This is a genomic window from Clostridium lundense DSM 17049, assembly GCF_000619945.1.
GTDB classification, from domain to species: domain Bacteria; phylum Bacillota; class Clostridia; order Clostridiales; family Clostridiaceae; genus Clostridium_AO; species Clostridium_AO lundense.
This window is the reverse complement of record NZ_JHVC01000042.1, coordinates 1-12,306: the sequence shown is the minus strand read 5'-3', so window position 1 is coordinate 12,306 and position 12,306 is coordinate 1. Positions and strand designations below refer to the sequence as shown.

Annotated in this window: 6 protein-coding genes and 1 riboswitch; all 6 genes read left to right on the top strand. The window is 28.8% G+C overall.

All coding sequences use genetic code 11. From position 1 onward, the window contains the following. The first annotated feature begins 192 nt into the window (after positions 1-192). Positions 193-1,272 (top strand): DUF4430 domain-containing protein, encoded by a 1,080-nt coding sequence (locus T514_RS0121750; protein WP_027626640.1) that lies wholly within the window; start codon positions 193-195, stop codon positions 1,270-1,272. 32 nt (positions 1,273-1,304) lie between these two features. Next, positions 1,305-3,359, top strand: a complete 2,055-nt coding sequence (locus tag T514_RS25965) for a cell wall-binding repeat-containing protein (RefSeq protein WP_051542252.1) — start codon at positions 1,305-1,307, stop codon at positions 3,357-3,359. A gap of 80 nt (positions 3,360-3,439) precedes the next feature. After that, positions 3,440-4,543, top strand: coding sequence for a DUF4430 domain-containing protein (locus T514_RS0121740; RefSeq protein WP_027626639.1), 1,104 nt, complete (start codon positions 3,440-3,442; stop codon positions 4,541-4,543). Between the two features lie 63 nt (positions 4,544-4,606). Then, the gene (locus tag T514_RS25960; protein ID WP_051542251.1) at positions 4,607-5,923 is read left to right on the top strand and encodes an Ig-like domain-containing protein; all 1,317 of its coding nucleotides are present in this window, start codon (positions 4,607-4,609) and stop codon (positions 5,921-5,923) included. A gap of 196 nt (positions 5,924-6,119) precedes the next feature. Next, positions 6,120-6,298: riboswitch (cobalamin riboswitch) on the top strand. A 298-nt stretch (positions 6,299-6,596) separates the two neighbouring features. Continuing rightward, positions 6,597-7,724 (top strand): prenyltransferase/squalene oxidase repeat-containing protein, encoded by a 1,128-nt coding sequence (locus T514_RS25320; RefSeq protein WP_051542250.1) that lies wholly within the window; start codon positions 6,597-6,599, stop codon positions 7,722-7,724. A gap of 140 nt (positions 7,725-7,864) precedes the next feature. Further along, positions 7,865-12,306, top strand: a 4,442-nt coding sequence (locus tag T514_RS25315; protein ID WP_034869986.1) for a DUF4430 domain-containing protein, incomplete at its 3' end; no start/stop codon positions are given.

Sequence of the window (12,306 nt, the reverse complement as noted above, 5' to 3'; positions counted from 1 at the left end):
TTAACTTCTATGACAGTAAAGAGAAAAAGTTTATACTACTTAAATCAAAGTTTGTTCCTGAAAGAAATATGGTAGTAGGGGAAATTAAGTAGTTACTAATATTGGACGACGATTTAAAATAAAGAAAAACTTTGGGTGTATATTTGTTATGTATACCCAAAGAATCTTATATAGTTGGGGGAATGGCTATAAATGAAGAACAAAAAAAATACAATAATAGCTTGCATTGCCATATTAGCCATATTTGTTGGTGGATTATTTTTTAAAAATTATAAAACAAATCACCAGACTACTGCTAGTACTAGAGTAGTTCAAAGTAATAGTGATAATGATAAGAATGATGTAAAGAAAGAAGAAAAAAATAAAGATGATGTAAAGAAAGAAGAAGAAAAGAAAAAAGAGGAAATTAAGAAAAAAGAAGAAGCTAAAAAGAAAGAAGAAACTAAAAAGAAAAGAGAAGAAGCTAAAAAACAAAATAAAGCTACTTCAAATACATCTAACAAATCATCAGCTAGTAGTACTAATTCAACAAAAGGGGAAGTAGGAAATAAAGTAACAGTTAATATAAGAATAGAAGGATATGACAGGACTCTTGTTCCAAGAACTCAAATAACTACAGGAAATTTTGATTTAAATCCTTATTTAGGACCAGCATCAGGTTCTTCTGCTACAGCCTCAAAAGGATGGGGGGTAGATAAATTTAAAGAAGCAACTAATGCGCATGCAGTAGTTAAAGCATTAGAAAGCCATGGATTTAAAAAAGGTAGTGGATATGACTTTCAGGATTATGGCTGGGGATTATATATAGCGATGATAGGTGGAGATAGGGAATTTGACCATAGAAGTACTTCAGGATGGATGTATAGAGTAAACAATGTATTACCCAATATAGGTTGCCAAGGAAGACCTATAAAAAATGGAGATGAAATTGTATGGTATTTTGGAGCTTATGGATTTGATACATTATTTACAGAAATGAATGTAAATACTTCTAGTGCAAAAGTAGGACAACCAGTAACAATAACATTAAATGGAATAAAAAATGACATAAATACTTGGAAAGAGTTTAGAGAGCCTGCAAAAGGAGCTACTATATATGCTAATAATAGTCCATTAACAATAGGTGGTAAAAAGTTTATTACAGATGATAATGGAAAGGTAACTATAAAATTTGATAAACCAGGAACTTATAAATTATCAGCAGAAAGAATTAACAATAAAAACTTAAAAGACTTAGTAAGACCTTTGCCTATAACAATAAATGTAAAGTAATAAAAATATAAAATAAAAGGGTGATAATTATTATGAAAAATAGAATTAAATCTATTATATCAGTTATTATGACATTTCTATTTATGCTTACTTCTATAAATATAATTCCTATAAAAGTAAGTGCAGCAAATGACGATTTAATAAATCAAGTAAATACATCTATGGATAAAGTTCATAAGTTTATAATTGCTAATGGAACTTGGAGTAGTGATTGGAAAACAGTAGCATTTAATAAATCTGGACTTAAATTGCCAACAAATTATAATAGTGATTATTTAAAAAGTACTGAAAAATTATTAAAAGATTCTAAGGGATATTTTTATAAGGTAACTGATTATGAAAGAATTACTTTAGGAGTAGTAGCAGCAGGAGGAGATCCAACAAATATAGGAGGATATAATCTTTTAGATAAAATATATAATTTTTATGATCCTAAAAATCCAAATAGAAAAATTGATTTTCAAGGATTGAATGGAGTTATATATGGACTTATAGCTTTAGACACTAAAAACTATACAATACCTGCTGGAGCTAAATTTACAAGAGAATATATGTTAGATTATGTATTAGATAATAGAAACAGTGATGGTGGATGGGATTTAAATATGAGTGGAGATCGTAGTGATGTAGATATAACATCTATGACATTGATATCTTTAGCTCCATATCATAGCTATGTAAGTAAAAGTGGTAAAAAGGTTACAGATGCTATAAAAGAAGCTGTTGAATGGCTTTCAAATGTTCAAAGAAAAGATGGGGGATTTAATTCTTGGTTTACAGAGAACAATAGTGAAAGTTGTGCTCAAACTATTATAGGACTTTGTGCTAATGGAATAGATCCTACAAGTCCTAAATTTACAAGAGATAGGAATCTAGTAGAAAATTTATTAAGATTTCAGCAATCAAATGGAGAATTTTATCATCTAATGGATGGTAGCGACGGAGTTAACGGAATATCTACTGAACAAGCATACCAAGCTTTAGTAGCTTATAAATCTTTTGCAAGTAGTAAGGGATCAATATATTGGTTTGATGATAAAAAATTACCTACAACATTTAAAGATATAGAAAACATCAAAAATGACAATAAAGACAATAAAAAAGAAACTGATGGATCTAAAGATTTAAATATAAATGAAGATGTATTTGTAGTTACAGGAAATGGAAAAGTTCAAAGAGTAGCAGGTAAAGATAGATTTGAAACTTGTGTAAATACAGCTAAAAAATTAAATTCAAGAAGTGATGAAGAAAAGTGTAAAAATGTAATTGTATCTTCTGGATTTGGATTTGCAGATGCACTTTGTGGAAGTGTTTTAGCTAAAAAAATAAATGCACCTGTATTACTTGTCGGAAAAGATGTTCAAAGTAGTGAAAAAGCATTATATTATATAAATAGTAATGTATCCAAAGATGGTAATGTATATATACTTGGAGGAGAAGCTTCGGTAAATAGTAATATTGAAAATACAATTAAAAATTCAGGATACAAAGTAAAAAGATTATATGGAAAAGATAGATTACAGACTTGTAATGAAGTATTTAAAGAATTAAATATAAAAGAAAAAACTCCTGTTGTAATAGTTAATGGATTTAATTTTCCAGATGCATTAAGTGTTAGTGCACCAGCTAGCATAAATGGATATCCAATATTATTAAGTGGAAAAGATACTCTTCCTGACTATATAAAAAATATAATTAATGGAACAAAACCTTCAGAAATATTTATAATAGGAGGAGAAGGAGCAATAAGCAAAAATGTTGAAGGAGAAATAAATAAGCTTAACTCTGGAATTAAAATAACTAGATTAGCAGGTAAGGATAGATACGATACATCTTTAAAAGTAAATCAACATTTTAAAAATAACAAATCTATACTTTTAGCATCAGGACAGAATTATCCAGATGCATTATCAGGTAGTGCATTAGCAGCACAGATGAATGGTTCATTATTACTTGTAAATGATGCTTCTGTAAATGAACAAATAAGGTTCATAGATAAGGAAAAGACAGATGAAGTTATAATACTTGGTGGAAAAGCATCAATAAGTGAAAAGGTACAAGAAATAGTGCAGAAAATATTTAAATAAATTAAATTGTATTAGGTACCTTTAAGAGGTACCTAATTTTTTAAAGGATACATCTTATAATAATGGAGGAATTCTATAAAATGAAAAATAAAAAGAATATAATAATAGCTTGCATTGCTATATTAGTCATGTTTATAGGATGGCTATTTTTAAAAAACTATAGAATGAACAAGCAAACTGCTATTAGTTCGACAAGAGTAGTGGAAAGTAATACGAATAATAATGATACTAAATTAGATAAAGATAAAAATGGAGATAAAGTTCAGGACAAGAAAAAAGAAGAAGAAAAGAAGAAGGAAGAGGCTAAGAAGAAAGAGGAAGACAAGAAAAAAGAAGAAGCTAAAAAGAAAGAAGAGGAAAAGAAAAAAGAAGAAGCTAAGAAGCAAAATAAAACTACTCCAAATACATCTAGTAAACCAACAACTAGTGGTGTCAATTCAGGAAATGGAGAAGTAGGAAATAAAGTAACAGTTAACATAAGAATAGAAGGATATGACAGAACCTTTGTACCAAGAACACAGGTAACTACAGGTATTTTTAATTTAAATAAATATTCAGGACCTGCTGCAGGATCTTCTGCAACACCATCTAAGGGATGGGGAATAGATAAATTTAAAGAACCAACAAATGCTCATGCTGTAGTTAAAGCTTTAGAAAATCATGGATTTAAACATGGAAAAGACTATGACCTTCAGGACTATGGTTGGAGTTTATATGTAGCTATGATAGGAGGAAACAGAGAATTTGATCATAGAAGTACTTCAGGATGGATGTATAGAGTAGATAACGTATTACCTAATGTAGGATGCCAAGGAAGACCTATAAAAAATGGGGATGAAATTTTATGGTATTTTGGAGCTTATGGATTTGATACATTAGTTACAGAAATGAACGTAAATACTACTAATACAAAAGTAGGACAACCAGTAACAGTTAAATTAAATGGAGTTAAAAATGATATAAATACTTGGAAAGAGTTTAGAGAGCCTGTAAAAGGAGCTACTATATATGCTAATAATAGCCCATTAACGATAGGTGGTAACAAATTTATCACAGATGCTAATGGAAATGTAACTATAAAGTTTGATAAAGCAGGCAATTATAAATTATCAGCAGAAAGAATTAATAATAAAGGATTAAAAGATATAGTAAGACCTCAGCCAGTTACTATATCTGTAAAATAGAATAGCTATGCAATGGAATTTTAATAAGATAAGTAAACTGTTTTTAGATAAGGAGGAAAAGGTATGAGAAAATTTTTGAGAAGTTTTATAGCATTACAACTTGTTATAATGAGTATGAGCAGTACAGTTTTTGCTCAGGTTGATGTAAAAGTAAAAGTAGATGGATCAGAGGTGGCAATAGATGGAACTTCTGATCATGCACTACAAAATGTAATGATACAAACTTGGAACGGTGACACAAAGTATTATATAGATGCAGACAAAACAGATGTAAATGGTAAATTTAATTTTAAGTTTAAAACTAAAGAAAACTTAGATTACAGTGGAAAAGTTAATGTAGGTGGAGAATTAAAAGATTTTCAATTTTCTACTAAAGATTCAAGTAGTGAAATAAAAGTTGAAAGTGTAAAGTTTAATAAAAATAATTTAGAGATAAAAGAAGGAAAAAGTGAGAAGTTAGAAGTAACTATAACACCTGAAAATGCAACAAACAAGAAATTAATATTTAAATCATCTGATGAAAAAGTGGCTACAGTAGATAAAAGCGGTGAAGTTAAGGGTGTAAAAGAAGGAAAAGCTGAAATAGAAGTAGCAACTAAGGATGGAAATAAAAAGGATAAATGTATAGTAGTTGTTACTAAAAGAAGTTCTGGAGGTTCAGGTGGTGGAGGAGGAGCTTCATTTAAGCCTGGAAAAGAAGACAAGAATCTGGATGAATTAAAAAAAGAATTAAATAGCATATCATTAACAGGAAAGGAATTAAACATAGAAAAAATAGGGGATAAAGAAATAGTTACTGTAGATGAACATAAGATAGCTTCAAAATTAAAAGAAGCAGAGAATATTATTAAGACAATGAAAGAAAAAAATAAAGAATTAAAATTAAGTGAAGATGTAAAGAATATTTCAATAAAAATAAGTGATGATAGCAATAAAAATACTATTTTAAGATTAAATAAATCAGGTATAAATTATTTAAAAGATAAAGAGTTTGGAATTAAGCTTTCATTTAAAGATTCAGAAATAAATTTACCATATAATAAAATTAAAAATGTAAACTTATATGAAAATGTAGAAGTTAGAAAAAATGCTGTAAAGGACAATGTTAAAAGAGAGGTAATTAATAGTATGTCTTCTGAAAATAAGATTGTTTCACCAGTATATAATATAGAATTATATAAAATTGATGATCATAAAAAAGAAGAAAAATTGGATATGAAAGGAACAAAAATTGGAGTTAAGATTAACAATTCAGATTTGAAAAATATAAGCAAAAACAGTTTGAAAATTAACTTCTATGATAGTAAAGAGAAAAAATTTGTAGCACTTAAATCAAAATATGTTGCTGAAGCAAATATGGTTGTTAGTGAAGTAAAATAAAAGAATTCCTAATTTGAAATGAAGCTTAGAACTCTGTTTGTTTATTATATTAAAATAAAGCAAATATGTTTAACTTCATTATTTATGTAAATATATTATAATTTGTTGAAAAATATTAAAATATGGTATATAATACTAGAAGATATAAATTACAACATTTTACACTTGTGTAATATAAAATATTTAATTTGATAATAGAATAAATTAAATATAAAGCTTGTCGTTAAGACAATAGGGAATGAGGTGAAAATCCTCAACGGTCCGGCCACTGTAATTGGTGAGCTTATTCCAATATGCCATTGAGATTATTCTTGAGAAGGCGGAAGAAAGTGATGAACCAAAAGTCAGGATACCTACTTTATATTTTGATACAACTTCCAAGGAAAGTTAAGTATCTATTTAGCATTTAAGTGCTTTTATGATATGTGTTTAGTATAAAAAACACCTTGTTTTCGTTGGGAACAAGGTGTTTTTTATGTTAATACCCAAAAGTTAAAAACAACATTGGATAATATAGTAAAACTTATAAATGGTGACGCATAATAAGTTTTCTATATATCCATGTTGTTTATATAAATATATACGTTTCAATTATATCAAATCTTAGTTACTACATAAAGAAGGGAGGTAGCTTTAGTAAAAATTATTTATATTTTTAAGGGGGAAAATTAATATGTTAAAAAAATCTAAATTTAAAAAGATAATTTCTACTTCAATCATGACATTAATGTTAGCAGGTACTATAGACAGTGGAATAATTGGAATGAGACAAATATATGTACATGCTGCTACTATTGAAGCTACACAATCATATCAAAGTTTAAGAATGCCTGTATCAACAAGCGTTATAGATGCTGCAGTAGAAAGAACTTCTAAAGCAGTTATGAACCATCATTATTCAAATGATTGGGCTGCTATAGGTCTTGATAGAGCAGGTAAAGGAAAGGAAATTAATAAATTATCTGAAAATAAGAATTATCTACAGGATGTTGTAACGTATTTACAAGATAAGAATAATAAGGATTTATTTGAAAGTAGACCTACGGAATATGAAAGAATTACACTTGGAGTATTAGCGGCAGGTGGAGATCCTACAAATGTTAATGGATCAGGAATAAATCTTATAGAAAAGATATGCAATGCAGATCTTAATAGTCAAGGAATTAATGCATTAGTATTTGGTCTTATTGCATTAGATGCAGCAGATTATTCATCAGGTAAGTATTCAGTTAAATATGAAGTACCTAAGAAGAAAAAAATGCAAATAATAAAGGGCATATTAGATCAACAACTTACTGATGGTGGTTGGGCATTTGGTGGAAGTAAAGGCGATCCAGATATGACTGGAATGGCAATGACAGCATTAGCTCCTTATAGTAAGAGTAATAAAAAAGTAAAACAGGCTGTAGATAATGCAGTAAATTGCTTATCAGAGCTACAGATAAAAGATGGAGAGAATGCTGGTGGATTTAAATCATGGGGGACAGTAAATTCAGAAAGTTGTGCTCAAGCTATAATGGGGCTTTGTACAAATGGAATAGATGCGGGAAAAGATAAGAGATTTGTGAAAAATGGGAGAAGTGTTGTAGATGCACTTTTAAGCTTTGAAGTTGGTGGTGCAGGATTTGCTCACATAAATGATGAACGATTTGGTGGAGTTAATGGAATGGCAACAGAACAAGCATTATATGCATTAGATGAGTATAAACTTTTCTTAAGCGAAAAAGATGAAAATGGAAATTTAAAAAATGAAAGACCATCCATATATGATTGGAAAACATATGAATCATCAGCAAAGTAAACATATAGATTTGTAAGAGTAGGAAAAATAAAAGATTAAGTTATTTAATTGTAAATAGGAAAACTATAAAAAGTTTTCCTATTTGTAATAATAAAAACAATGCATAATTTTGTATTTAAAATTTAATAGGAGGTCAATATATGTCTAAGAAAAGGCAGTTTAAAAGCATACTCTGCATGCTTATGACATTTGTCATGGTTTTCACTAGTGTAGATAGTGGAATTGTAGGAATGAAAACAGTATTTGCAGAAGCTACTAAAGAAGACAGTCCAGTAGTAAAAAACGGAAATAAGGCTACTGAAGGCTCAAAAAAAGATGATAAAGCGTTAAAAGTTAAAAACAAAGCTACTGAAGAGAAAAAAGAAGTTATTAAGGAGGATAAAAAAGAAAATTCCTCTAAAAATGTTAAAAAGGATATTGAAAAGCCATCAGTAAATGAAGAAAAGAAAGATGTAACTAATGAGAAATTAGATATTCACGATATAGTAAATAAAATACAAAGTGATAGTATAGGGACAATTTCTATAAAAATAGTAAACGATTTTACTAAAGTGAAGGTTGGAGACAAAATTGAACTTCAGGTACAGGATGAAAATAATCAAGCATTACCTGTAGAAAATTTAATCTTTACAATAAATGATGAAAAGTTAGGAAAAATGAATAATTATAAGCCTAATAAATTTATGGCAATAGGCGCAGGTAGTGTTGTAATAAAAGCAGCATTAAAAGACAAGCCTAATATAAGTGATGAGGTACACTTTAAAATTGAGGAAAATATAAAAGACGTATATATACGAGTTGAAGGATATGATCATACTATAATTCCAAGAACAAAGGTATCAATTCCTCTTGTAGATTTACCTAAGTTAGGAACAGTTGATAAATATAGCAATCCTACTCATGCACATGCTATATTAAAAGTTTTATTAGATAGAGGGTTTAAAGTAGGAAATGGTGAAAAAGGAACTATTAGATATAATGTTCCATTCTATCTTTCAAAATTAGATGGTGATGGTGAGTTTGATCAAGGAAGATTTTCAGGATGGATGTATAGGGTAAACGGTGAGTTACCACCTGTAGGAGCAGAGGGAAACTATTTAGAAGATGGCGATGAAATTATTTGGTTCTATGGTGCTTTTGGATTCTTAAATGCATTTACAGAAATAAGTGTAGATAAAACAGAGATATCAGAAAATGAATCAGTAGTATTAACAGCTAAAGGTGAAGAAACAGATATAAATACTTATGAAAAAAGATTAGTATCTATGAAAGATACTATAGTTGTAATAACAAAAATAGTAAATGGAAAAGAAGAAAACTATAATGGATTAGGAGAAATAAAAACTGATAAAGATGGAAAGGCTACTTTAAATTTTAAGGAAAATGGTGAGTATAAACTATCTCTTATAAGATATGGTTCAGATGAAACTACTAAAGGTGAAAAGAAGATAAACATAGTAAGACCAGTACCAATTACTATAAAAGTTAGAAAAAACAATGATAAAGGATCTGAAAAACCAGTTATAAAATTAGAAGGAATAAAAGACGGACAAGAAGTAAATGAAGAAAACTTATCATTTAAAGTAACAGCTACAGATAATAAAAATAAAAATATAAAACCAATAGTTAAACTAAATGAAGAAGTTGTAACAGGAACAAATGGAGAATATAAGGTCACATTAAAGGATGGAGAAAACACAATAACAATAGAGGCTACAGATATAGCAGGAAACAGAGCATATGAAGGCTATAAAATAACATATAAACAAAAAACAGAAGGTAAAGTACATTTAAGAGTAGAATTGGAAGATGAGACTGATTTTTCAGATGAAATAAAAATTCCAAGAGCAGAGATAAGTTTAAAGGATTTATTAGAAATTCCAGTGGACGATATTTTTGAAGAGCAGAAATATGCTCCAAAATTTAATGAAGAAGGAAAATTGATATCACTTGATGAGGATACTTGTTATTATTCGGTAATAATCAATGGAAAAGTTGTAGAAAATCCCAAAACTGTGATAATCAAAACAGGTGATAGTGTTATATGCTCTTATAATGGAGCTACTAAACAATTTAAATTAGAAACACCTAAAGAAGCTATGGTTAATGAAGGGTTTAAGGTTATTGTGAAAGATGAGCAAGACAAAGCAATAGAAGATGCTAAAGTTTTTGCGCAGTATTTTAAATATTGGAATGGATATTGGGACAAACCAATAGAAGCAAATACAGATGCTAATGGTATAGCAAGTTTTAAATTAGAAACTAAAGGGGATTATCGTATTTTTGCTGAGAAAGATGGATATATTAGAGCAGCAGCACAGCCTATTCAAGTAATATTACCTAAAATTGAAGGCGATTTTCCTAAAAAAGTAAATAATAATGAGGAATTTAATATTATATTAACTGCTAATGGAAAAACAGAACCAGATGTAAAAATATATTGGGAATCCTATTATGAGGATAAGGTAGCTTATTTAGATAATAGCAAATTGATAGGAAAAACAGATGCTAATGGGAAGGCTACAGGAAAAATAAAAGCACCAAAAGGAGAATATACTTTAATAGCTAATTTTCATAATAATTCAGTAAACTTAGGACAAATAATTGTTTTGGAAAATGATACAGAAAAGCCTCAAATTATAGTAAATGGAATAAAAGACAATACAGTAGTATCTACAAAGGAAATAGCATTTACTGTACAAGTAACAGATAATCAAGATGAAAATATTATTCCAGAAGTTAAATGTAATGATAAAGTGATAACTGAAAAAGATGGAAAATATAGTGTGGTTTTAAATGAGGGAAACAATACTATTGAAATTACAGCAAAAGATAAAGCTGGAAATACAGAAAATAAAAAGTATACATTAGTTTACAAATCTAATGTGATAGTAAATAAAGTAATTATTGAAGGAAGTAAAGAAAAGTTACACCCTAAAGATAAAAGCACTTTAAAAGCTAAAGCAGTAGATGAACAAAACAATGTAATACCAGGAAAAGAGTTTGTATTTAGTAGTAGTGATGAAAAAGTAGCAATAGTAGATGCAAAAACAGGAGAAGTAACAGCTATAGGAAATGGAACAGTTATTTTAACTGCTGCATTAAAAGATGATGCAAAGGTAAAAGAAAGTGTAAAAGTTACTGTTACAGATAAATATGAAGTGTACATGCGTATAGAAGGATATAATCACACAATTTTACCAAGAACAAAATTAGAAGTGGGATTGTTTGATTTAAGTGAGCATTTAGGAAAAGCATCAGGAGGTAGTGCAGGAGAATCTAATGGTTGGGATGTAAGTAAATTTGAGAAACCAACCAATGCTCATGCTATTGTAAAAGCTTTAGTTGATGCTGGCTTCAGACAAAAAAAGGCTGGAGATACAGATGAATCTAAATTATTTGACTTCCAGGATTATGGATGGAGCTTATATATTGCAATGATTGCTGGTGATAGAGAACATGATCATGCAGGAATGTCTGGTTGGTTGTATAGGGTAAATGATGATCTCCCGCCAGTAGGTTGTAATGGAACTTCATTAAATGATGGAGACGAAATTGTTTGGATGTATTCACCTTATGGATTTGACAATATATATACAAAAGTGTTTGCAGATGAAACAAATATATCAGTTAATAATGATGTACAGATAAAACTAATTGGATATACAGGTGGATATGAAAAAATAGAAGAGAAAGTAGATGGAGCTACAATTCTTGTAAATGGAAAACCATACATTAAGGACGGAAAAGAAGTAGTTACAGACTCAAAAGGAAATACAGTTCTTACTTTTGATAAGCCAGGAGATTATACTATATCTGCTACTAGATTAGATAGTAAAGGTCTTATTGATATTGTAAGGCCAGATCCTATTGTAATTCATGTAAGGGATAAAAAGGATGAACAAAAACCTGAAATATCTGTAAAAGGAATTATGAATGGGGAAACAGTTAATAAATCAGAAATTACATTTACAGTAACAGCAAAAGATCCTCAAGATGGAAAGTTAACTCCTATTGTTAAATGTAATGATGAAGTATTGAAAGGAAAAGATGATAATTATAAAGCAGTATTAAAAGAAGGAAAAAATACCATAACAGTTAAAGCGGAAGATAAAGATAAAAATGTTGTAGAAAAAACATTTGAAATTATTTGTGATACAAAAGACAAAACTTTACCACAAATAAAAGTACAAGGTATTGAAAGTGGAATAACTTCTACACAACAAGCTGAATTTACAGTAGAAGCAAATGATAAAAATGATGGAAAAATAACTCCTTTGGTAAAATTTAATGATAAAGAAATTTTACCACTGGAAGGAAAGTATAAAGCTTTATTACAAGAAGGATTAAATACAATTACTATAGAAGCTGTGAATAAACTTGGAAATAAAGCTATAGAAGTATTTAAAATAACCTATAAGAAAGATACAGAAGTATCAAAGAACAAAGAAGAATTACGTAAGAAAATATTAGAAATATTACCTGGCACAGTGGATTACTCAACAAAGGAAAGCTTTAGTAATGATTGGGTAACAGCAGGCTTAGGAAGATTAAAAGATTATAAAAATAAAATTTCTCCTAG

Bases quoted from the DNA above. Each gene is read 5' to 3' on its own strand.
- T514_RS25965 (WP_051542252.1), top strand. From the start codon at position 1,305: ATGAAAAATAGAATTAAATCTATTATATCAGTTATTATGACATTTCTA.
- T514_RS0121740 (WP_027626639.1), top strand. From the start codon at position 3,440: ATGAAAAATAAAAAGAATATAATAATAGCTTGCATTGCTATATTAGTC.
- T514_RS25960 (WP_051542251.1), top strand. From the start codon at position 4,607: ATGAGAAAATTTTTGAGAAGTTTTATAGCATTACAACTTGTTATAATG.
- T514_RS25320 (WP_051542250.1), top strand. From the start codon at position 6,597: ATGTTAAAAAAATCTAAATTTAAAAAGATAATTTCTACTTCAATCATG.
- T514_RS0121750 (WP_027626640.1), top strand. From the start codon at position 193: ATGAAGAACAAAAAAAATACAATAATAGCTTGCATTGCCATATTAGCC.